Raw genomic sequence first — 21,351 nt, 5'->3', positions numbered from 1 at the left:
CGCCGGGAATCGGGCGTTTTCGATCAAGCTTATGGCGCCGGGGACGTTTCCAGCTGCGGGGACACGGCGTGGAATACTTGTTGCCTTGCCATATCGGATCGGTGTAACAATTATCTATGCACGAGCAAATCGGATCCGTTGTCCTGGGGAGCCTCAGCGCCGTTTTCGCCGGCTACGGCGTATGGGAATTGGCGCTGGCGTACAAGGCGACCGCGTTGCAGAATTGGGGCGGACGCGCAGCAATGGCCACCGCCAGCGTATTCATCGCCGCGATCTTCGCGGCCATGACGCTGCAAATCATCGGATCTGGAATCGACTGACGGCCTGGGCAGGCGCGTCGGGCGGGACGCGCTAGCCGCGGTACGTTGGCGGAAAATGGGGCTGCGCGAGCCTCAACCCTCCAGCAGATGACCGAAAGCGCGCAGCGGGCGGAGTTCGTCGCAGATGATCTTGGCGATTGCCAGCAGCGGCACTGCCAGGATCGCGCCGGTTACGCCCCACATCCAGTACCAGAAGATCAACGCCAGGATCAGCGCCACCGGATTGATGGTGAAACGCCGAGCCAGCAGCATCGGGGTGGCGAATTCGCCCTCGATGATGTGGATGCCCAAATAGAGGCCGACCGGCAGCAACGCCCACCAGGTGACGCCAAGCGCCAGCACGCTGGCCATCAGAAAGATGACGAGCCCGACCATCGCCCCGAGGATCGGCACGAAGTTCAGCACGAAGGCGACGGCGCCCCACAGCACCGGGTTGGCGACGCCGCACAGCCACATGACGCAGCCGGTGGCGACGCCGACGAGCAAATTGATGCAGGAGACGGTCAGCAGATAGGCGGATACGTCGCGCTCGATGTGCAGCGACAATTCGACCGCCTGGCGCTTGTCCTTGAACCGCGGCAGGATCTCGACCATGCGGCGCAGGAAGGTCTCACCCGACACCAGCATGTAGAACAGAATGAGCAGGGTGGTGAACAGGCCCGAGGTGGCGGTGGCGGACCCGGCCAGCAGTGCGCCCAGCAGGCTGGACGGATGCATATTCGGTGCCTGCGCTCCAGCCCCGACGGCCGGGCCCGCGACCAGGGTCATCATCCGCTGGATGGCATCGATCGGCGGCTGCAGCACGCTCAGGCTGTCCTTTAGTTTGGGGATCGCCTCGGGCAACTTCGCGGCCCAGGCGGCGGCGGGACCGGCGAGCATGCTGATGGTGCCGGCGAAGGCCAGCAAGACCAGCAGCACCGACAGGATGGCGCCGATGGCGCGCGGGATGTGGACACGTTCCAGAAGGCGGACCAGCGGCTGCAGCAGAAGCTTGAGGACAATGGCGAGTATCAGCGGAAGCACGATCGGGGCGGCAATATAGAGCGCGGCCATGCAGGCCAGCGTGAACAGCCCGCCCAAAAAGAAGGTCCGCGGGTCGGTGGGCAGCGGCATGGCGTCGTCTTCATCGTCGCCAAAGGTCTTCTTTTCGGTCACCGAACCGACGGTGCGGCCGCGCAGGACGTCGCCCTCGGCTTCGGTCACGGCGACGTACTCGTGCCGCACTTCCTTGGCAACGAGGCGGTTTTCGTCGGCTTCTGTGGGTTGGTCAGTCAGACGATCGATCCTCTTGTTGGTGCGACGATGTCGGCTGTCACATGACCTACAACGCCGCACCGCGCCAAGGCAGCGGAACACCTTTTCGACAGCGGTCAGACGATAGGGAATTTGACCTCGCGCGTCAGCTTCTGCCGCATGGCTTCAGTGAAATCGCGATAGTCGCGGCAGGTGACGGCGAAGGCGCCGGGGCCGCCGATCACGTCGTTGGTGTAGGATGTCAGCAGGTCAGGCTCCTCATGCAGGATGCAGAGGCCGTTGATGGTGATATCCGCCGCTGCCATGCGGTCGCGGACCGGCCCTGGGGCGATGCCATCGTTGGATCGGCCATCCCCGATGACGTCGACGATGCTGCGTCCAGGAATCGCCGGTGCATGCGCGAGGAGCGTCAGTGAAGCCAGCAGCGCCTCGCCGATCGCGGTGTTGCCGGCCTTCACGGTGCGCGGCATGTTGTCGACCCCATCAGCAAATGCGGCCAGGTCGGCCGCCGTGGTAATCAGCGTCCAGCCGGTGATGATGTCCTGCTGGCCGGCGCCAGACCATAGCAACAGGGCGAGCACACTGCGCCCGGTCAGTCCAGCGGCCACCGCCGGATCACGCAGCGCCGTCGCCATGCCTCGGGCGATCAATCCGAATTCGTCATAGGTGACGCTGGCCGACCCATCCACCGCCAACACCATCGCCAGTTCGACGTGATCCATCGCGTTCCTCCCGCGGTCGAAGTTCGGGCTGTCGTTGACTGGAGCCGGCGTTGCCAGGAGCCGGGGAGACTTTGGTTGGGTGGCCGAGGGGGCGGCTCGCTGTGACCTATTTCCCACCGCTCGATCTTTTCCAGCAACGGCGAGCCGGACTCGGGCATCATTATGCTCGCAATGAAGCCACCGATGCCGCTAATTTTTGCCCTGTTCCAAGGGCCATAGTCACCGCGTCGGCGCGTCGTGGTCTTTGACGCGGCGGCGAACTGGAGGTTGTCATGGCGGTATCCCGCAAGCAGGCGCGCACAGGCCGCGGCTTCGCGGTTCCGGTGTTCGGGATCTTGGTCCTGTTGCTGTGCTATTGGATTCTGGCGGAGTGGCACGACGTCCCGGCCACGATCACCCGGGCGCTAGCGTCCTTGCGCTGGCCGCGATGACGTCCGCGATCACAATTGTATGCACATGTCAAGCTTGGTCGGCGGCGCTACCTGAGGACACATTCATCAGGCAGCGCCGCCGACCCCGGTCATAGCGTTCAGCGACTCACGCCGCGCTGGCTTAGATCGGCGTTGAAGCGGGTCTGAAAGACGCGACCCACGTCAGCTCGGCTGAGGCCGATATCGCTGAGTTCACGGTCCGACATCAACGATAGTTCCTGAGCGGCCTGATTGTCGCGGTACCAGGACATCAAGCCGCGGATCGGACGGGATACCCAGGCGGCGAGGCCACCACGCTGGCGATCCGCGGGGACGGAGGCGGGCGCGCGCAGGTTCGGCTCTTCCCACTTGGCGTCGATGTAGCTCATGCTGGGTAACTGGAAGGAAAATTCGGATTTGGCGGTGTGAACGCTCATGGCAACTATCCATACGTCTCCCGGTCGTGCGTGCCGTCGGGCTGGCGGTCGCTTCCGGTCATGACGCAGTGCAACATAATGCGGATTACGTGGACGTTAAGTCGCGGAATCAACCAACTGCCATGCGTCAAAAGCATGGAATGGCATGGAGCCATGAAAATCTGAAGCAACCGTGTTCCGAGGATTGAAATGGACGATTCAGCGTTGCCTGCGCTGAGGCAGGAATTGGTCCGCCAGGGCTTGGATGGGTTCATCGTTCCACGCGCGGATGAACACCTTGGGGAGTATGTGCCGGCGGCGGCGGAGCGCCTTGCATGGCTGACCGGCTTCACCGGCAGTGCCGGTCTGGCTGTGGTGCTGACCGCGACTGCGGCGGTGTTCACTGACGGGCGCTATGTGCTGCAGCTTGCCGAGCAGACCGATCCGGCGCTGTGGCAGCGGCTGCATCTGATCGAGCAGCCACCGCCGATCTGGGCGGCGGCACACGCTCCGAAGGGCGGCCGGATCGGCTATGATCCGATGCTGATCAGCCAGGAGGCGCTGGGCCGCTATTGCGATGCCGGTCTGACCATGGTCGCGGTCGAGCACAATCCGATCGACGCAATCTGGCCGGACCGCCCGGCAGCGCCCGCGGCGCCGGCGGTCCCGCACCCGCTGGCTTTCGCCGGGCGGACGTCGGAGCAAAAGCGCGGCGATGTTGCCAAGCTGCTGCGGGAGGCCAAGCAGGACGCGGCGGTGCTGACCGATCCGGCCTCGATCGCATGGCTGTTGAATATCCGCGGCGGGGACGTGCCGTTCACGCCGTTCGCATTGGGCTTCGCACTGATTCATGCCGATGCGGCGACTGATCTGTTCATGGACGCGGCCAAGCTGCCGGCGGAGACCCGGGCCTGGTTGGGCAACGCGGTGTCGGTGGCGGATCGGACCGAATTGGGCCCGGCGTTGGCCAAGCTGGCGGGCAAGACGGTGCGGGTTGACGCGGCGGGGTCGCCGGTCTGGTTTGCTCAGCGACTGGAAAACGCCGGGGCGGTGGTCGCGTCGGCCAGCGACCCCTGCCTGTTGCCGAAGGCCTGCAAGAACCCAACCGAACAGCAGGGCGCGCGTGAGGCGCATCTGCGGGATGCGGTCGCGGTCTGCCGGTTCCTGCACTGGCTGTCGGTTGCGGCGTCGAGCGGGCGGCAGAGCGAAATCTCCGCCGCCGAGGCGCTGCTGGGATTTCGGCGTGAAGTCGATGGGTTTCGCGGCGAGAGTTTTCCGGCGATCTCGGGTGCCGGGGAGCACGGCGCGATCATTCATTATCGGGTAAGCGCGGGATCGAACCGCCAGCTTGGGTTGAACGAGGTGTACCTGATCGATTCAGGGGCGCAGTATGCGGACGGGACGACGGATATCACCCGAACCGTCTGGACCGGACCCGGCGATCCGCCGGACGAACTGCGCGATCGTGTGACTCGGGTGATGCAGGGGCACATCGCGATCGCCACCGCGGTGTTTCCGAAAGGGGTCGGAGGAGCTCATCTGGATGCGTTTGCCCGGCGGGCGTTGTGGCAGGTAGGACTGGATTACGACCACGGCACCGGTCACGGGGTGGGCAGCTATCTGTCGGTGCATGAGGGGCCGGTCAGTTTGTCCCGGCTGGCTCGTCCGGTAGCGATCGATGCCGGGATGATCCTGTCCAACGAACCGGGATTCTATCTGCCGGAACGGTATGGCATCCGCCTGGAAAACCTGCTGCTGGTGCAGCCGGCCGACCTACCCGGGGCGGTAAAACCGTTCCTGGAATTCGAGACCCTGACATTGGCGCCGTTCGATCGGCGGCTGCTGCGTCCGGCGCTGATGACCGGGCAGGAGATTGACTGGTTGGATGCCTATCACGCCAGGGTCCTGCGCACGGTCGGTCCTGCGCTGGGCGACGCGGAGCGCGACTGGCTGGCGGCGGCGTGCGCGCCGCTGGGGCCGCGCTGATAGCCGTCGGATCTGTTCTCAACGACGTGGCGCGACTGCCGCTCAGCCGCGGCAGCTCGGGAATTACCGAGCCGCTGCCTCGTCCATCGCCGCCAGAATGGCGGTGAAGCGGTCCGCCAACTCCGCCCGCCAGTCGGCGCCGCAATGGGTGAAAACGTAGAGTTCGTTATTGCGGATCGCCGCCAGGACCTGTGCGGCGACATCGGACGGGTCGAGCCCGGAGCGTCCGCGTTCGGCCAGGGTGGCGGCCAGCTTGCCCGCCTGGCTTGCCGGGCCTGGCGCCGGCGTCGCGCCGTAGCGCCGCGGCCGATTGCGACTGCTCTGCCAGATGCGAGTGCGGACAAACCCCGGGCACAGCACGGTCACGCCAATCCCCAGCGGCGCGACCTGCATCGCCAGCCCCTCCGACATGTTGACCACCGCGAACTTGCTGGCCGAGTAGGGGCTGAACCCAAGCCCGCTGTTCATTCCGGCCATCGATGCGGTGTTGACAATGTGGCCGCCTTCGCCGTGAGCGCGCAGGTGCGGCAGGAAGCTTCGGATGCCGTGCAGCACGCCCATCAGATTGACGTCGAGTACCCATCGCCAGGTCTCGAGCGAGATGTCGTCGATGCCGCTGCCGCCGCCAACGCCGGCATTGTTGCAAACCACGTGGACCTTTCCAAATGCCGCGAACGACGCATTGGCCGCCTGCTCGACACTTGCCGGGTCGGTCACGTCGCAGCCAATGCCGCGCACATCCCGACCGACGCCGTGCAGGCTTTTGACGGCGAGCGTCAATGCGTCAGTTTCGATGTCGGCGAACATCACATTCATGCCTGCCCGCACAAAGGCCCGACCGAGCGCGAGCCCGATGCCGCTTGCCCCGCCGGTCACGAATGCGGTCTTGCCGGCGAGTTCGCGCATGGCTCGATTCACCTTTCAGACTTGAGGTTTTGGCCCGGCTGAAAGCGCTCTCTCGTGCTCCAGCAGCGCCTGCTTACGCGGGACGCCCCAGCGATAGCCGGTCAACCCACCATCGCTGCCGACCACCCGATGGCAGGGCACCGCGAGCGACACAGGATTGGTCGCGCACGACCGCGCCACCGCTCGGACTGCCTTCGGATTTCCCGCCATCGCGGCGAGCTGCGCATAGCTGCGGGTCTCACCGGGCGGAATGGTGCATAGCGTCCGCCATACCCGTTGCTGGAAAGCGGTGCCTCTCAGGTCGAGAGGAAGGTCCAAGGCCTGCCTTGGTTCGCGCAAGAAATCCAGCACCGCACCGACCGTTCCAGCCAGCGCGGCATCGTCCGTGCTGATCGCCGCTTGGGGGAAGCGCCGCCGCAGATCGGCCATCAATGCCTCATCCGGTTCGGCGAAGCCGATGAAGCAGACGCCCTTAGCGGTCGCGCCGACCAGCAACCGGCCGAACGGGCAGTCGGCGAACGCGGTGCGGATGCGCTCGCCCTGACCGCCGCGCCGAGCCGCGCCGGGGGTCATGCCTAGCAGGGTGGCGGTATTTTCATAGACCCGGCTCTCGGAACCAAAGCCGGCGTCGGCGACAGCATCGATCACTCGATTGCCGTTGGCGAGCGACGCGTGCAGCCGACGGGCGCGGATCGCGTCGGCGTAGGCGCGTGGGGTCAGGCCGGTATGGTTACGGAACATGCGCAGAAAGTGAAAGCGCGAATAGCCTGAGCGTTTGGCCAAGACGTCGAGCGAAGGGACCTCATCGCTGGCCTCGATGAAGGCGCTGGCGTCGCGCACCACGTCCTGAGCGATACGGGCACGTTCGCCTTTCGGGTCGCAGCGCTTGCAGGCGCGAAAGCCCGCAGCCTCGGCTTCCGTCGGGGATCGAAAGAAGCGGGTGTTCTTGCGCAGTGGGCGCGGCGAGGGGCAACCCGGGCGGCAATACACCCCCATGGTGGATACCGCATAGAAGAAGTCGGCCCCGGTCTGGCGGGTGAAGACCTGATTCCAGAGATGCTCTTCCGAAACCCGGTCGATGATGTGTGTGTCTTGCATGGTCGATAATCTGGCCCGGACCGCATCGTGCCGCCATCCGGCGATTGCGGCGGCTCAATTCCAGATATGGCCCGGGCCGGCGTTGCCCCAATCGGAAACTGGCGATTACCCGCTGCGCGATCGCGATCAAGTGCCTCGGGGATCAGCGGATGATGATCTCGACCCGGCGGTTCTGCGGCTCCCTGACGTTGCGGCCGGTGGCGACCAGCAAATGGGTCTCTCCGAAGCCCTGCACACTAATGACGCTCCGCGGCACGCCGTCGCGCACCAATTCGCCGGCCACGGCCTTGGCGCGGCGAACCGAGAGATCCTGGTTGTAAGCCCGGATTCCAGAGGTGTCCGTATAGCCGTTGACCTCGATCCGGGTGACTTGAACGCGGGTGGAGTTATCCGCCGCCTCCTTTACGATCGCCCGCGCGCGTTCAGTCAGATCCGCCTTGTCCCAGTCGAAGAACACCAGGTAGGACCGGGCTGGCGCGGGTGCCGGAGTGGCCGTGGCTTCCGGGGCCGGCGGCGCGGGCGGCGGTGGCACGTTGAAGGCGTAGCGAACGCCGATCACCACGTCATGATCGAACTGATTGTGCAGCTTGAGTTCCGAAGCTGTGATCACGCCGCCGTTGTCCACGACGCCGTCGTACTTGGCGCCCCCGAGGATGTCCATGAAACGGTAGTCCGCGGTCAGCGACAGACCGGGCACGTTGGGGATCGGGAACGACGCGCCGAAGATGCCCTGAAGGGCGAATGCGCCGTCCTGGGTGCTGGTCGACGATGAAAACCCACCATTCAGCGCAGTGGCATTCACCGCGTTCAGCTTCGTCCATTGATATCCGGCACCGCCGCCGAGATAGGGAAACACCCAGCGCGAACCGATGTCCATGTCGAAGATGGCGTTGGCCATCACGCCGTATGAACGGATCGTGCCGCTGCTGGCGGTCGGGAACGGGGTGCCAAGGACATGACGCAGATCGCTGCGGGCGAAGTCGCCCTCGATCTCGAAGCGGAACCCGTTGCCCAGGCCATATCCAACGGCGAGATTGGAGTTGAAGCCGAAATCCTCGTTCAATTGCAGTTGCCCGGTGCCGAATCCAGCGCCTGACGGCGTCACCTTCGGGTTCTGTGGGGCATGCAGCCCGGCGCCGGCGCCGACATACAGTCCGCTGATCGGCTGCGCGGTGGCGAGGATCGGTGTCGTCAGAAGGGCCGTGGCAAGGATCGCACCGCGAAGACGCATGCGTCTGAACTCCTGGTTGGGTCTTGGATTGTCCGGGATAGGAGCAACCGCTGGAAGCGGCTGCTTGCGCCCAGCCCTTTGGCGTTCCCGCATATTCGATAGCCGGTCCGAACCGGCAATTCACCACGACTTGAACAGCATCGCGAAAGCCCGACGCGAACCTGTCGGATCGGCCATGCGAGGATTTGAAGCGAACCCGAAAAGGTCGGATAACTGATTGCTTTCGCTTGGATTGCGTTGCCCGCGTCGAAGCTTTTGGTGAACTATCAACTTTTTCGTTATTTCATCTTTGGCGCCGCGACGCAAATCGAGTGCCGTGCAGGCGGGCAACACATGGCAGTTTTTAGCGGACCCGGGAAACCGATGCCTTTAAATAATGGAAACGCCGGTTTCGGATCGAACTGCGCCTGAATGGCGGCTGCTTTTCTTCCTTGTCCGGATTAGCGATAGTGGTTGCCGGCTTTCGCTGCAGGGGTTTGCATCCGGCTTATGTGGTATTGCATCGACATCATAGTCGACATGGTCAAGCTGCATCCGGGCTGGGCGCTGGGCGCGGTTTTTCTTGCCGCGATCATCGAGGCCGTGGCGGTGCTGGGAATCCTTATTCCGGGAACTCCAATCCTGATGGCGGTTGCAGGCGCGGCGGCGATTGCGGGCCAATCGATGCTGCCGTTCCTGGCACTTTCCATCCTGGGCGCGGTCATCGGCGATTTTCTTTCGTTCTGGGCAGGCAAGCGGTTCAGCCTCCGGTTACGTGGCGTCTGGCCGTTTTCGCAACGGCCCCTGCTGATGGACAACGCGGTGCGTTTCTTCGATCGGTATGGCGTCTACAGCGTGGCATTGTGCCGATTTGTGCCAGTGCTGCGGTCCACCGTTCCGCTGGTTGCCGGCATGGCGGGGATGCGACAGCGGCGCTTCGTTGCGGCGAATGTTGCCTCGGCGTTGATCTGGGCGCCGGTGCACATCTACCCGGCGCAGATCGCCGGCTTGTCGATCGGGCGGCTGCGCGATGGCGACTGGCAATCCGCCGCGCTTTGGGGCGCGGCGCTGTTAACCGGTTGCGCCGGGGCATGGCTGGTTCACCGGGCGGTTAGCGCTCGCTCGCGATAGCGCCGCGGCGCCTCCACCGAGCAAACGACGGTTGAATCGGGAACCGATGCCGGCACTGATTTCAACCGCCAACCGCACCCTGCGTATTGACGTACAAGGCATAGAGTCCGTGGCTGGCCGCCATGAACAATCGGTTGCGGAAGCGGCCACCGAAGCAAAGATTAGCGGCTCGCTCGGGCAGCGTTATGTGGCCGATCGGCGTGGCGCTTTTGTCAAATACCCGCACGCCGTCCAACTCGTTCTGGCCCATGCCCCAGCCGCACCAAAGATTGCCATGTATATCGACGCGAAAACCATCGGGCGTGCCTGCCTCGGCGTCGATGAACACGCGATTCCGCGCCAGCTTGCTGCCACCGTCCACGACATCGAAGGCGCGGATCAGACGGTTCGGTTCGGCCCGCGAGGCGACCACATACAGGAGTTGCTCGTCGGGGGAGAAAGCGAGGCCGTTGGGCCCCTCGATGTCGTCGGCCATCATAGTGGCGTGGCCGGTCTGGGCGTCGACGCGCCAGACCGCGGCGGGAATTTCGGAGGCGGCCTTCTCGCCCTCGTAATAGCCGCTGATGCCGAAAGTCGGGTCGGTGAACCAGATCGAGCCATCGGATTTCACCACCACGTCGTTAGGCGAATTCAACGGTTTGCCTTCGTGGCGATCCATCAGGATTGTGATGCTGCCGTCATACTCGGTGCGGGTGACGCGGCGGCCGCGATGCTCGCACGTCACCAGACGACCTTGACGGTCGCGGGTATTGCCGTTGGCGTTCCAGGAGGTCTTGCGGAACACGCTGACCGCGCCGGTCTCCTCTTCCCATTTCAGGATACGGTCGTTGGGGATGTCACTCCACAGCAGGTAGCGGCCATCGCCGAAATACACCGGGCCTTCCGACCAGCGGCAGCCGGTGGCCAACTGTTCGACAGAGGCAAGCGGCAGGCGCAGCGCGTTGAAGCTGGGATCCAGCACCTGCACGTTCGGATCGGGATAGCGCTGGCTTGGTGCCCACATGGTTCGGTCTCCCCCGGTTTGGCATCGCAGTAGCCTAGATGAGGTTGGGATGGCGGGGAACCGGGCGGATCACCGTGGCAAGGGATCGGTGCCCTCGCTCAATAAATCGAGGAACCCGCCATAGACGAACACCTTCCCGCGCTGACGGCCCGTTGTTTCGCGAACAATGCTCAGTTTTCGCAGGTGGGCGATAGCGCTGGTGACGGTGGGCTGCGACAGGCCAAGCCGGCGGGATGCATCCGGGATTGTGGTCAATCCGCGACGCTGCAGGAAAAGGTGCAGTCGCATCGCCGTGGCAGCGGGGCGGCCAAGTTGCTCGATACGGGCTCGGTCGTTGCCGAACAGCCGCAGCAGGCTCTGGGCGGTCTGGGTGCCCTGGCGTGCGGTCTCGGTGACGCCGCGGAGAAAAAAACCGACCCATGCCTCCCAGTCGCCGTGCTCGCGAACCGCCTGCAGGTGGTCATAATAGGCCTGCCGGTTCTGCTTGAAGAACAGGCTGAGATAGAGCAGAGGCTCGCGCAGGACACCGCGTTCGCAGAGCAGGAAGGTTATCAGCAAGCGGCCGAGGCGACCGTTACCGTCAAGGAACGGGTGGATGGTTTCGAACTGGACGTGTACCAGGGCGGCTTTCACCAGCAGCGGCAAGTCCGGGCTGTCGGCGTGGATGAAGGCTTCAAGCGCGCCGAGGCTGTCCATGACCAGATGCGGCGGAGGCGGCACGAACAAGGCGTTGCCGGGCCGCGTGCCGCCGATCCAGTTCTGGGTGCGGCGGAATTCTCCAGGATCCTTGTCGCGGCCTCGGCCTTGGGAAAGCAGAATGCCGTGGATTTCCCGGATCAGGCGGAGCGACAGGGGAAAGTCCTCGCGCAGGCGATGCAGACCGTGGTTCATCGCGGCGACGTAGCCGGAGACCTCGCGCGTGTCATCGATCGGAACGCCGGGCGCCGCTTCCGCCTCATACAGCAGCAGGTCGGACAGCGACGACTGTGTGCCCTCGATCTGGGAGGACAGCAGGGCCTCCTTGCGGATATAGATGTAGAGGAACAAGGAAGGATCGGGCAGCACCGAGGCGATGCCGTCGAGCCGTCCAAGCGTCTGGTTGGCTTGTTCGAGCGGGACGTGCAGGCCCGCGAGGTCGATCGGCGGTATAGGCGGCAGGGGTGGCGGGATGTAGGCGCGCACCGTCTCGCCGCCAATGGCGGTGGTTTCGTAGCGACCCAGGCGGCTTGGGTGGTCGGGCATCGACGACCTTGTTAAAGGATGCGTTAATAGCGAGCTCGCTTATTAAATGATATAGGATTATCTCTTAAAAAGAGATCGAACCTGGGTTGCCGATGGCCGGGGATGCGGCGAAACTGGCCGGCCTCCTGAAGGAACAAGCCCATGTTGCAAATGCCCCCCGCCGTTCCCGGCATGCGCGAAGAGGAGGTCGACACCCCTGCCCTGGTTATCGACCTGGACGCTTTCGAGGCAAACCTCGATACCATGGCGGCGCTACTGGCGCCGACCGGGGTGAAGTTGCGGGCGCATGCCAAAACGCACAAATCCCCGGTCATCGCCAAGCTGCAGATGGCGCGCGGCGCGGTCGGCAACTGTGTGCAGAAGGTGGCGGAAGCCGAGGTGCTGGCCTGGGGTGGCATTCCCGACATCCTGGTCAGCAACGAGGTGATCGGCGCGGCCAAGCTGGCTCGGCTTTGTGCGCTGTCGCGGATTTCCAAGGTCGCGGTCTGTGCCGATGATGCCGGGCAGATCACGGCGATCGAGGCGGCGGCGGCCGACGCCGCCGTTCGCATGCCGGTGCTGGTGGAGATCGACGTCGGTGCCGGGCGCTGCGGGGTCCAGCCCGGACCGGACGCGGTGGCGCTGGCGAAGCGGATCGCCGGGTCAAAACACTTGGTGTTCGGCGGGCTGCAGGCCTACCACGGCAGTGCTCAGCACAAGCGCACGCCAGCGGAACGGCGGACTTTGATCGGCGGCGCGGTCGACGCATCGCGGCGTACGGTGGAGCAACTGCGTCAACAAGGATTGGACTGCGCGATCGTGGGCGGCGCCGGCACCGGAACGTTCGAATTGGAATCGAAGTCGGGTGTCTATACCGAAATGCAGGCCGGCAGCTATGTTTTCATGGACGCGGACTACGCCAGGAACCTTGACGAAGAGGGCGCGCCGGTCGGCACGTTCCGCCATGCGCTGTTCGTGCTGGCATCGGTGATGAGCCAGGCACAGACGGGCGTCGCGGTGCTGGATGCAGGGCACAAGGCGGTGGCGGTGGATTCCGGGTTACCCACGGTCTGGGAGCGGCCGGACATTCGCTATACCAGCGCTTCGGACGAGCACGGCAAACTGCAATACGCCAGCGAGACCGCAGCGCCCAAGGTCGGTGAAAAGCTCCGGCTGGTGCCCGGCCATTGCGACCCGACGGTGGACAAGTTCGACTGGTATGTCGGCGTGCGCAACCGCCGTGTCGAGTGCCTGTGGCCGGTGGCCGCGCGCGGCGGCCTGAGCTGAATCACCGGGATCAAGGGGTGCGTCGCACTCGTCGTGCGCAAGCAAGCTTCGCATGACGCGGGTTCGGGCAGAGTTCAACCTTGCTATAGCCGAAACCGGATACCGGCCAGCGCGGTCGGCCCAGGGATCTGGTAGCCATTCACCGGCTCGAACTTCGAATAGAAGATGTTCCAACCGTTGACATAGAACTCGACACGGGGCGTCAGCCGGTAGTTGATCGCGAGGTTGGCGACTAGTCCATGCTGGCCGACGCCGGGTTGCAAGCTGTTGTTGCCGCTATCATCGATCAGGAAATCCCGATCGGATCCGGTATATATAACAGTGGTGACGACGCTCAGTCCGGTCAACGGCCGTATCGTCACGTCGGCGGACGCCTGGTTTTGCGGCCTTCGCAGCAACTGAGAGCCTTGGCCAGCCGGTTCGCCGTCCGAGGCGGTGTTAAGGAAGCTGTAGGTGGCGTGCAGGTCGATCCAGTATGCCGGGCGCAAGGTCGCCTCGGTCTCCACGCCATGCAGATGGGCGGAAGCCAGGTTCACCTCGGTGTTCATCGTCTCGGAGGTCGGTACGTTTACCAGCAGGTCACGGATGCGCTGGTCGAAATAGGTGGCCCCAAGGGTCGCGAAATCGGATCGTCCAGCGGCCGGAATATCACTGGTGAAGCCGGCTTCCCAGCCTTGTGATTGTTCCGGCTTCAAGTTGGGATTGCCGACATAGCCGAAAGAATCGACGCCGAATCGATCAAACAAGGAAGGCGCGCGGAACGCGGTTCCATAGGCAACCTTCAGGTGGGTGGCGATCCGCTTGAGGTCGTACACCCCACCGACCCGCCAAGTGGTCGGCGCGTTCTGGTCCACCCAATCCTGCCGCAGCTGTGCGGTCAGCGCCAACCGCTGCAGCAGCGTGGTCTGCAGACCGGCATAGGCTGCATGGGTGGACATGTACGCCGACGTGCGCTGGGTGGATGGGGACCCGGCAAAATTCTCGTTGACCCGGACCTTGGCGGTGTCGCCGGTAAATTCATAGCCGAAAGTCATCGCGCTGGCGGACAACCCGGGTAGCGCAATAAGATCATCGAGGTGCAGCGTGTTGTTCCATTGCAGATCGGTGCGGTACGAGTGGTAACGCGAATCCGACGCCGCCTGGTTCGGATCGGCCGGCGCCAGTGGCTCCAGATAGCGTCGATCATCCTGCAACTGTCCCAGAAACAGTCCGGTTTCCAGTTGGCCGTTGAACAGGTGGGTGGTGCCGCCGATGCGACCCAGCAAGGAACTCGCTTGGCCGTTGGAGTTCGAGTCGTCGAATGTCGGGGTGCCCAGTGTGTTGAAACCGAAATAACTGGTGTCGGCGCGCAGAAACAATGACAGCCGAGTGCCTTCGACCGGCGTGTAGCCGAGGTTCAGGGTCAGGATCCGGTCGCGGAACCCTTGCGGCACACCGGTGTAGGAACTTTCCCGCTGCGGCAGGGCATCGTAGCCGCGCTGCGACTGCGACTCGGCGGTGATGGCGAAATCGACCGGCCCCTGGATGCCGCTCGCGGTCAGATTGCCGCGCACCAACGCCGGATAACCCCCGGCCAGGTCGCCGCTCCAATGCACGCCGGGCTGGGAGCCTCGGCGGGAGATCAGGTTGATCACCCCGCCGATGGCCCCCGACCCGTAGAGAGCCGCCATCGGCCCGCGGATGATCTCGATCCGCTCGACGTCGGACAAGGTATCGACGCCGAAATTGAACGCCGAGGTCGGATCGGCGGCGTCGTTGATCGGCATTCCGTCGCGCAGCACAAGAACGTGGTCGGAGTTCGTGCCGCGCAGGAACACGCTGGTCTGGCCGCCGGGGCCGCCGGACGGGCTGACATGCAGTCCGGGAACATCCGACAGCGCCTCGGCGATCGTATTATAGCCGTGTGCATCGATCGTTGCTCGATCAATGACGGTGACACCGGCCGGGATCTGCTCGATCGGGGTCGGCACCCGCGTCGCGGTTACCACCGTTTCGGGTATGGCGAGCGGAGCGTCCCCGGCGCTTGCCGCTGTTATCGACAGCAGGGCCAGTAATAGCCAAGCCAGGGACAGCCAAGCCCGTGACAGCCAGGTCGCGCGATCAAGGCGCATGCGGTTACTCCATCGACCGTAGTGTCGATTGCCCGCATACGGGTTTCTCCCCGTAGCCCCGGTTCACCTCGCCCGGCGCACACGCGCAGTCTCGATGCCGGCCGGTCTCCTGGCTCGCGGGTCTTGGCCTGGGTCCACCTTCTCACCCCAGGAGGCGCCTCCCGAGGCAATGGCATAAGGACTTGGCTCGCCGCTTACAGTTGCGAGGGCAGCCGCCGTTCGGCAGTTCCCGTTTCAGCCCGTCTGGGCCACCGTCATCTGAGGCGCAGTATAGAGCACCGATGCTTCGGCTGGAAACGTGCCGACGCCGACGTTACGCGGCGCCCGGACGCGCCGACGGTTCGCGGTTTCGATCGGCTCCGAGGCGCGGCATCACCGGGCGGCGAAGTGACGTTTCAGGCGGTCGATCGCTTCTTGCAGCACCTCTTGCCGCTTGCAGAAGGCGAAGCGAGCGTAATGCCGTGGAGCCCCGGGTTGCTCGTAGAAGGCCGAGACCGGGATCGCGGTCACCCCGGCCTGTTCGGTAATGTGACGGCAAAATGCGAGGTCGTCGCCGACGAAACCAAGCGGCGCGAAGTCGGCGGTGAGGAAGTAGGTGCCGTGCGTGGGCAGGACAGAGAATCCGATCGAGGCCAGGCCCTGCGCAAGCTGGTCCCGCCGTGCCTGCAGGTCGCGCGAGAGGGAGACAAAGTAGGCATCGTCCTTGGCCAAGCCCAAGGCGACCGCGCGTTGCAGGTTGGGCGCGGTGGTGAAGGTGAGGTTCTGATGCGCCTTTTGCACCAGCGGGGTCAGCGCCGCGCTGGCCGTCACGTAGCCGACCTTCCATCCGGTCAGCGAAAACGTCTTGCCGGCGCTGCCGATCCGCATGGTGCGCTGGCGCATGCCCGGCAGCGTCATCAGCGGAATATGCCTGGCCCCATCAAACGTCAGGTGTTCGTAGACTTCGTCGCAGATCGCGTAGGTGTCGTGGCGGGTGACCAGATCGGCGACGAAGCCCAATTCGTCGGCGGTGAACACCTTGCCGCACGGGTTCATCGGCGAGTTGAACAGGATCGCCTTGGTGTTGGCGCCAAACGCGTCCGCGAGTTCGTCGAACGGCAGGTCCCAATGCGGCGGCGACAGGCGCACGATACGCGGGACGGCGCCCAGCATACGAACAACCGGGACGTAGGTGTCATAGAGCGGCTCGATCAGGACCACCTCATCGCCGGGGTCGACCACCGCCATCAGGCTGGCGGTGATCGCCTCGGTGGCGCCGGATGTCACCGTGACGTCGCGCGCCCCGTCGATGTCCAGGCCATAAAACCGCCGGTTTGCCCCGGCGACGGCTTCTCGAAGGTCAGCCACGCCGGGCATCGGCGGATATTGATTGCGGCCGTCGCGCAGTGCGTCGCAGGCGGCTTGCACGATATCCGCCGGACCGTCGGTGTCCGGAAAGCCCTGGCCAAGATTGATCGATCGATGTTCGGTCGCGAGCGCCGACATCACCGTGAAGATGGTGGTGCCAATCGATCCCAGGTAGCTGTTGGCTCCGCGCATCGGTTATACTCCGTCGTGGTTTGGTCGCGCGAGACTGGCTGGGGCGCACCGCGCGAGACATTGGACTGCCGTTCTCAACTCGCACTGGGAAGACCAGGAGGCAAGCATAGCGGCAGTCTATATTGACTCCACCCGATGCATAAAAAACGGGCGACCTGCATCCGTTTCCTCTGAGCAAATAAGCGGCAGTCGGTTTTGCGGTTGGCGCGGCGCAACGCGCCGTCGATATTCGGCACGGCGCTTGGCGGGAACCGGCGATGCCCTCGGTCGCGGCGGTGAGCACCAAGCCGGCCGGCGGCTGGGGGCGCCGGTTTTGCGGCTGGGCGGGGACGGACCGGCAATTAAACGGCCAAAAAGGTGGATACCATGCAACCTTCGTCGTTGTAGCTTGGCACGCCGCATGCAAACCTGTGGCGCTGTTCACGCCGCATGACATTCCTGATGCGACCCGGGCAGCCTGAACTTTGTGGGAGGCCCGGCTAAACCGGGCTTGATGAGCATGAAAAAGATCGAAGCCGTCATCAAGCCGTTCAAACTCGATGAAGTGAAAGAGGCGCTGCACGAGGTTGGACTGCAAGGCATTACCGTGGTGGAAGCCAAGGGGTTTGGCCGTCAGAAGGGTCACACCGAGCTTTACCGCGGTGCCGAGTACGTGGTGGACTTTCTGCCCAAGGTGAAGATCGAGGTCATTTGCGAGGATGCGGTTGTGGAGCGAGCGGTCGAGGCGATCGTGAACTCTGCTCGCACCGGCCGGATCGGCGACGGGAAGATCTTCATTTCCGGTGTCGATGAGGTTATTCGCATTCGGACCGGCGAACGTGGGGAGGACGCGATCTAATCGGCTTGCCCGACCCGGTCTCTCCGCTCCCGCCGGTTTGGGCGGGTGCGATTTCCCACTCAGAACGGATTTATTGGGTTTCCAACCCGCTGCCGGGCGTGGCTAGCGGGACAGGACAGATGAGCCCCGCGAATGCTGGGGTCGTTCGGTTGCCGCGCCGCATGACGGGCGGGATGGTTTTGGCTTTCAGACAGACAACAAGGATACCAGGATGGCGAAGAAGCCGGCAGTAGCAGCATCAGACGCGGACAACGACGTGGGCAAAGTGCTCAAGATGCTCAGCGACAACTCAGTTGAGTATGTGGATCTGCGATTCACCGATCCCCGCGGCAAGTGGCAGCATACCGCCCAGCATGTCTCGACCATGGACGAGGATGCGTTCCGTGACGGCATCATGTTCGATGGCTCATCGATCGCGGGATGGAAGGCGATCAACGAGAGCGACATGATTCTGATGCCGGACCCGGCGACCGCGACGATGGACCCGTTTTCGGCCAAGCCCAGCATGATCGTGGTGTGCGACATCATCGAGCCGTCCACCGGTCAGTTCTACGCCCGCGACCCGCGCGCCACCGCCAAGCTGTGCGAGGCCTACGTCAAGTCCAGCGGCGTCGGCGACGTCGTTTCCATCGGCGCCGAGGCCGAATTCTTCATCTTCGACAGCGTACGGTTCGGCACCGGCGGCAACTACGCGAGCTTTCAGGTCGACAGCGTCGAAGGCCCCGGTTCCAATCTGAAGGACTATCCGGAAGGCAACATGGGTCACCGTCCGACGGTGAAGGGAGGCTACTTCCCGGTTCCGCCGGTCGATGGCGACAGCGATCTGCGCGCGGAGATGCTGTCCACGATGGGGGAGATGGGACTGACCATCGAAAAGCACCACCATGAGGTCGCGCAGTCGCAGCACGAACTCGGCTTCAAGTTCGGCGCGCTGACCGCAATGGCGGACCAGATGCAGATCTACAAGTACTGCGTGCACAACGTCGCCCATTCCTACGGCAAGACGGCGACGTTCATGCCGAAACCGGTCTATGGCGACAACGGGTCGGGCATGCACACCCATATCTCGATCTGGAAGGCTGGACGGCCATTGTTTGCCGGCAATGGCTACGCCGACCTTTCTGAGACCTGCATGTATGCGATCGGCGGCATCATCAAGCACGCCAAGGCGATCAACGCCTTTTCGAACCCTTCGACCAACAGCTACAAGCGACTGATCCCGGGCTTCGAGGCGCCGGTTCTGCTGGCCTATTCGGCTCGCAACCGGTCGGCGTCGTGTCGCATCCCATACACCACCAACCCGAAGGCCAAGCGGGTCGAGGTTCGCTTCCCGGATCCTAGTTGCAACCCCTATTTGTCCTATTCCGCGATCACGATGGCGGCGCTGGACGGGATCATTAACAAGATCCATCCAGGCGACCCGATGGACAAGGACCTGTACGACCTGCCGCCGGAAGAACTGAAGGGTATCCCGACAGTATGCGGCAGCCTGCGTGAGGCGCTTGGGGCATTGACCGCCGACCATGACTTTCTGCTGCAGGGCGGCGTGTTCAGTTCCGACCAGATCGAGAGCTATATAGAACTGAAGTGGAATGAGGTATATCGTTTCGAACATGTACCTCATCCGGTCGAGTTCGAAATGTACTATTCGGTCTAAAAACTGGACATCAATCGGCCCCCGCCGTGTCTTTGCGGCGGGGTTTTTTTGTCTAAACCAAATTACCGACGTCTTCGTCGGCAAGCCGATGGGCGGCGGCTGATCGATGGGGAAAACCGTATCGCGGACCAAGAGGACCGTGCGCGGGCAACTGCCTGATTAATGTGCATCGGTGTCGGTGAAGTATCGGTGAAAATGCCGCCGCCGCGCTAAGATGACGTTGGCATGATTGTTGATTCTACCGGAAGCGCGTCTGGCCGTTGTTCATCGTAGCGGCGCGGCGAAACGGCAGGACAGGACCGAAAAATGCAGGACTTCCCCCACCGCGACGAAAAACCGGAGGATCGGCCGACATGAAACTCATCATGGCCATCATCAAGCCGTTCAAGCTCGACGACGTGCGGGAGGCCCTGACGCCGCTTGGCGTGCAGGGCCTGACGGTTTCCGAAGTCAAGGGTTTTGGACGACAGAAGGGTCAGACCGAGATCTATCGTGGGGCGGAATATCACGTCAGCTTCCTGCCCAAGATCAAGATTGAGGTCGTGGTGCCGGATGACCTGACCGATCAGGTGATCGAGGCGATTTCCAAGGCCGCGCATACCGGCAAGATCGGCGATGGCAAGATCTTCGTCATCGACATCGAGCGCGCCATGCGTATTCGCACCGGCGAAGTCGATACCGAAGCGCTGTAAACAAAAAGCAGAGGGAAACAGGACTATGAAGAGACCCCGTTATTTCTGGGGACTGAGCGCGCTGCTGTTCGCTCTGTTGCTAGCGTTGCCGGCCTTGGCGCAAACCGCCGCCGCGCCGGCCGCCGCCGCGGCGGCGCCTGCCGGCCCACCGAAACTCGATTCCGGCGATACCGCCTGGATGTTGAGCAGCACCGCGCTGGTGCTGCTGATGACGGTGCCCGGCCTGGCGCTGTTCTATGCCGGCATGGTCCGGAAGAAAAACGTGCTGGCGACGATGATGCAGTCGTTCACCATCTGCTGTATTGTAACGATCGTCTGGATGGTGGCTGGCTACAGCATCGCCTTTACCACCGGCAACGCCTACATGGGCGATTTTTCGCGCATCTTGCTGAATGGGATCGGCGAGCACATCGTCAAGGGAAACGATTCGCAGGCTTTCGTGTTGGCTTCGGGCGTGAAGGGCGTCGCGGATATGACGACCACGATTCCCGAAACGGTCTACATGATGTTCCAGATGACGTTTGCGATCATTACCCCGGCGCTGATTGCCGGCGCGTTCGCTGATCGCATGAAGTTCTCGGCGATGTGCATCTTCATGGCGTTGTGGTCTTTGCTGGTCTACTCGCCGATTGCGCACTGGGTCTGGTCGCCGTCGGGATGGGCCAACCAGATGGGGATCCTGGACTTCGCCGGGGGCACCGTCGTGCATATCAATGCCGGCATCGCCGGTCTGATGTGTGCGCTGGTGCTTGGCAAACGGGTCGGCTACGGCAACGACAACATGGCGCCCTACAACCTGTCGCTTGCGGTCATCGGCGCCTCGCTGCTCTGGGTCGGCTGGTTCGGGTTCAACGCGGGGTCCGCGGTCGCGGCCAACGGCCGCGCCGGCATGGCGATGGCGGTGACTCAGATCGCCACCGCCGCGGCGGCTTTGGGCTGGATGTTCGCGGAGTGGATCACCAAAGGCAAACCATCCGTGCTGGGCGTCATCTCCGGCGCCGTTGCCGGGTTGGTCGCCATCACCCCGGCTTCGGGCTTCGTGCTGCCCGGTGGGTCGATCGTGATCGGCGTCGCGGCCGGTGTGATCTGCTTTTGGGCAGCCACCACTCTGAAGCATCTGCTGGGCTATGACGACAGCCTGGACTGCTTCGGCGTGCACGGTATCGGCGGCATCGTCGGCGCGCTGCTGACAGGTGTGTTCTCCTACGGTCCGCTGTCGGCAACCGATGCCTCGCCGGATGGCAGCCCCGGAGGTCTGGCGCAGCTCAAGCTCCAAGCCATCGGCGTGTGCTCAACATTGGTCTATAGCGGTGTCATGACGCTGATCCTGCTGATGGTCACCAAGGCGCTGGTCGGGTTGCGCGTCGGTGAGGACGAAGAGCGCGAAGGGCTCGATATCGTTCTGCACGGCGAGCAGATCTTTTAAGTCTGTCAGACGGCGTCCCGGCCAACTCGGGGCGCCGTTTTTGTCTGTGTGTTGCCAGATGAACACCCCACCGCAACAGATTGTTCATATAGTTGCTTCGGGACGTCTTCAGTTACGTCTGCAT

Annotated in this window: 19 protein-coding genes and 1 riboswitch; of the genes, 9 read left to right on the top strand and 10 right to left on the bottom strand. The window is 63.6% G+C overall.

From position 1 onward, the window contains the following. Positions 1–188 precede the first annotated feature (188 nt). Positions 189–320, top strand: a complete 132-nt coding sequence (locus tag ACQY4Y_RS10750; RefSeq protein WP_428490542.1) for a hypothetical protein — start codon at positions 189–191, stop codon at positions 318–320. A gap of 72 nt (positions 321–392) precedes the next feature. On the opposite strand, the gene ACQY4Y_RS10745 is transcribed toward ACQY4Y_RS10750, so the two are convergent. Then, positions 393–1,523 (bottom strand): AI-2E family transporter, encoded by a 1,131-nt coding sequence (locus ACQY4Y_RS10745; RefSeq protein ID WP_428490541.1) that lies wholly within the window; start codon positions 1,521–1,523, stop codon positions 393–395. Between the two features lie 167 nt (positions 1,524–1,690). Further along, positions 1,691–2,296 (bottom strand): DUF1194 domain-containing protein, encoded by a 606-nt coding sequence (locus tag ACQY4Y_RS10740; protein WP_428490540.1) that lies wholly within the window; start codon positions 2,294–2,296, stop codon positions 1,691–1,693. A 272-nt stretch (positions 2,297–2,568) separates the two neighbouring features. Between ACQY4Y_RS10740 and ACQY4Y_RS10735 the strand changes: the two genes are divergently transcribed. Continuing rightward, positions 2,569–2,727 carry a hypothetical protein gene (locus ACQY4Y_RS10735; RefSeq protein WP_428490539.1) on the top strand — a complete coding sequence of 53 codons (159 nt, stop codon included), beginning with the start codon at positions 2,569–2,571 and terminating at the stop codon, positions 2,725–2,727. Positions 2,728–2,825: 98 nt separating this feature from the next. Here ACQY4Y_RS10735 and ACQY4Y_RS10730 read toward each other — a convergent pair whose 3' ends face one another. Beyond that, positions 2,826–3,143 (bottom strand): DUF1127 domain-containing protein, encoded by a 318-nt coding sequence (locus ACQY4Y_RS10730; protein WP_428490538.1) that lies wholly within the window; start codon positions 3,141–3,143, stop codon positions 2,826–2,828. 189 nt (positions 3,144–3,332) lie between these two features. Between ACQY4Y_RS10730 and ACQY4Y_RS10725 the strand changes: the two genes are divergently transcribed. Beyond that, complete coding sequence (locus tag ACQY4Y_RS10725; RefSeq protein ID WP_428490537.1) at positions 3,333–5,108, top strand: aminopeptidase P family protein; 1,776 nt, start codon at positions 3,333–3,335, stop codon at positions 5,106–5,108. Positions 5,109–5,171: 63 nt separating this feature from the next. Here ACQY4Y_RS10725 and ACQY4Y_RS10720 read toward each other — a convergent pair whose 3' ends face one another. From ACQY4Y_RS10720 to ACQY4Y_RS10710, 3 genes are all read right to left on the bottom strand, one after another. Then, positions 5,172–6,014, bottom strand: coding sequence for an SDR family NAD(P)-dependent oxidoreductase (locus ACQY4Y_RS10720; protein WP_428490536.1), 843 nt, complete (start codon positions 6,012–6,014; stop codon positions 5,172–5,174). A gap of 15 nt (positions 6,015–6,029) precedes the next feature. Then, a complete protein-coding gene (ada, locus tag ACQY4Y_RS10715) occupies positions 6,030–7,112 on the bottom strand; it encodes a bifunctional DNA-binding transcriptional regulator/O6-methylguanine-DNA methyltransferase Ada (protein WP_428490535.1) in 1,083 nt (360 codons plus the stop codon). A 142-nt stretch (positions 7,113–7,254) separates the two neighbouring features. Then, complete coding sequence (locus tag ACQY4Y_RS10710) at positions 7,255–8,343, bottom strand: OmpA family protein (RefSeq protein ID WP_428490534.1); 1,089 nt, start codon at positions 8,341–8,343, stop codon at positions 7,255–7,257. Positions 8,344–8,862: 519 nt separating this feature from the next. Here ACQY4Y_RS10710 and ACQY4Y_RS10705 point away from each other — a divergent pair. Next, positions 8,863–9,453, top strand: coding sequence for a DedA family protein (locus ACQY4Y_RS10705; RefSeq protein ID WP_428490533.1), 591 nt, complete (start codon positions 8,863–8,865; stop codon positions 9,451–9,453). A gap of 61 nt (positions 9,454–9,514) precedes the next feature. Here ACQY4Y_RS10705 and ACQY4Y_RS10700 read toward each other — a convergent pair whose 3' ends face one another. Continuing rightward, positions 9,515–10,456 (bottom strand): SMP-30/gluconolactonase/LRE family protein, encoded by a 942-nt coding sequence (locus ACQY4Y_RS10700; RefSeq protein ID WP_428490532.1) that lies wholly within the window; start codon positions 10,454–10,456, stop codon positions 9,515–9,517. A 69-nt stretch (positions 10,457–10,525) separates the two neighbouring features. Beyond that, positions 10,526–11,698, bottom strand: a complete 1,173-nt coding sequence (locus ACQY4Y_RS10695) for a Fic family protein (RefSeq protein ID WP_428490531.1) — start codon at positions 11,696–11,698, stop codon at positions 10,526–10,528. Positions 11,699–11,839: 141 nt separating this feature from the next. On the opposite strand from ACQY4Y_RS10695, the gene ACQY4Y_RS10690 reads away from it, so the two are divergent. After that, positions 11,840–12,964 (top strand): DSD1 family PLP-dependent enzyme, encoded by a 1,125-nt coding sequence (locus ACQY4Y_RS10690; protein ID WP_428490530.1) that lies wholly within the window; start codon positions 11,840–11,842, stop codon positions 12,962–12,964. A gap of 83 nt (positions 12,965–13,047) precedes the next feature. Here ACQY4Y_RS10690 and ACQY4Y_RS10685 read toward each other — a convergent pair whose 3' ends face one another. Further along, complete coding sequence (locus tag ACQY4Y_RS10685) at positions 13,048–15,075, bottom strand: TonB-dependent receptor plug domain-containing protein (protein WP_428490529.1); 2,028 nt, start codon at positions 15,073–15,075, stop codon at positions 13,048–13,050. 83 nt (positions 15,076–15,158) lie between these two features. Continuing rightward, a riboswitch (cobalamin riboswitch) is annotated at positions 15,159–15,346 on the bottom strand. Positions 15,347–15,447: 101 nt separating this feature from the next. Continuing rightward, positions 15,448–16,614, bottom strand: coding sequence for an aminotransferase (locus ACQY4Y_RS10680; protein WP_428490528.1), 1,167 nt, complete (start codon positions 16,612–16,614; stop codon positions 15,448–15,450). Positions 16,615–17,113: 499 nt separating this feature from the next. Between ACQY4Y_RS10680 and ACQY4Y_RS10675 the strand changes: the two genes are divergently transcribed. From ACQY4Y_RS10675 to ACQY4Y_RS10660, 4 genes are all read left to right on the top strand, one after another. Further along, positions 17,114–17,452, top strand: a complete 339-nt coding sequence (locus ACQY4Y_RS10675; protein ID WP_428490527.1) for a P-II family nitrogen regulator — start codon at positions 17,114–17,116, stop codon at positions 17,450–17,452. 211 nt (positions 17,453–17,663) lie between these two features. Then, the gene (gene glnA / locus ACQY4Y_RS10670; RefSeq protein WP_428490526.1) at positions 17,664–19,109 is read left to right on the top strand and encodes a type I glutamate--ammonia ligase; all 1,446 of its coding nucleotides are present in this window, start codon (positions 17,664–17,666) and stop codon (positions 19,107–19,109) included. Between the two features lie 353 nt (positions 19,110–19,462). Beyond that, positions 19,463–19,801: a P-II family nitrogen regulator gene (locus tag ACQY4Y_RS10665; RefSeq protein WP_428490525.1), complete on the top strand. Its 339-nt coding sequence runs from the start codon at positions 19,463–19,465 to the stop codon at positions 19,799–19,801. Between the two features lie 25 nt (positions 19,802–19,826). Then, a complete protein-coding gene (locus tag ACQY4Y_RS10660; RefSeq protein WP_428490524.1) occupies positions 19,827–21,227 on the top strand; it encodes an ammonium transporter in 1,401 nt (466 codons plus the stop codon). Positions 21,228–21,351: the final 124 nt, after the last annotated feature.

Source organism: Rhodopila sp., assembly GCF_965277165.1.
GTDB lineage: Bacteria > Pseudomonadota > Alphaproteobacteria > Acetobacterales > Acetobacteraceae > Rhodopila.
The sequence above is the reverse complement of the archived record's forward strand: the minus strand, read 5'-3'. Positions and strand labels throughout refer to the sequence as shown.

Coding starts and splice junctions, on each gene's coding strand:
- ACQY4Y_RS10740 (WP_428490540.1), bottom strand. CDS start 2,296: ATGGATCACGTCGAACTGGCGATGGTGTTGGCGGTGGATGGGTCGGCC.
- ACQY4Y_RS10735 (WP_428490539.1), top strand. CDS start 2,569: ATGGCGGTATCCCGCAAGCAGGCGCGCACAGGCCGCGGCTTCGCGGTT.
- ACQY4Y_RS10730 (WP_428490538.1), bottom strand. CDS start 3,143: ATGAGCGTTCACACCGCCAAATCCGAATTTTCCTTCCAGTTACCCAGC.
- ACQY4Y_RS10725 (WP_428490537.1), top strand. CDS start 3,333: ATGGACGATTCAGCGTTGCCTGCGCTGAGGCAGGAATTGGTCCGCCAG.
- ACQY4Y_RS10720 (WP_428490536.1), bottom strand. CDS start 6,014: ATGCGCGAACTCGCCGGCAAGACCGCATTCGTGACCGGCGGGGCAAGC.
- ada (WP_428490535.1), bottom strand. CDS start 7,112: ATGCAAGACACACACATCATCGACCGGGTTTCGGAAGAGCATCTCTGG.
- ACQY4Y_RS10710 (WP_428490534.1), bottom strand. CDS start 8,343: ATGCGTCTTCGCGGTGCGATCCTTGCCACGGCCCTTCTGACGACACCG.
- ACQY4Y_RS10705 (WP_428490533.1), top strand. CDS start 8,863: ATGGTCAAGCTGCATCCGGGCTGGGCGCTGGGCGCGGTTTTTCTTGCC.
- ACQY4Y_RS10700 (WP_428490532.1), bottom strand. CDS start 10,456: ATGTGGGCACCAAGCCAGCGCTATCCCGATCCGAACGTGCAGGTGCTG.
- ACQY4Y_RS10695 (WP_428490531.1), bottom strand. CDS start 11,698: ATGCCCGACCACCCAAGCCGCCTGGGTCGCTACGAAACCACCGCCATT.
- ACQY4Y_RS10690 (WP_428490530.1), top strand. CDS start 11,840: ATGTTGCAAATGCCCCCCGCCGTTCCCGGCATGCGCGAAGAGGAGGTC.
- ACQY4Y_RS10685 (WP_428490529.1), bottom strand. CDS start 15,075: ATGCGCCTTGATCGCGCGACCTGGCTGTCACGGGCTTGGCTGTCCCTG.
- ACQY4Y_RS10680 (WP_428490528.1), bottom strand. CDS start 16,614: ATGCGCGGAGCCAACAGCTACCTGGGATCGATTGGCACCACCATCTTC.
- ACQY4Y_RS10675 (WP_428490527.1), top strand. CDS start 17,114: ATGAAAAAGATCGAAGCCGTCATCAAGCCGTTCAAACTCGATGAAGTG.
- glnA (WP_428490526.1), top strand. CDS start 17,664: ATGGCGAAGAAGCCGGCAGTAGCAGCATCAGACGCGGACAACGACGTG.
- ACQY4Y_RS10665 (WP_428490525.1), top strand. CDS start 19,463: ATGAAACTCATCATGGCCATCATCAAGCCGTTCAAGCTCGACGACGTG.
- ACQY4Y_RS10660 (WP_428490524.1), top strand. CDS start 19,827: ATGAAGAGACCCCGTTATTTCTGGGGACTGAGCGCGCTGCTGTTCGCT.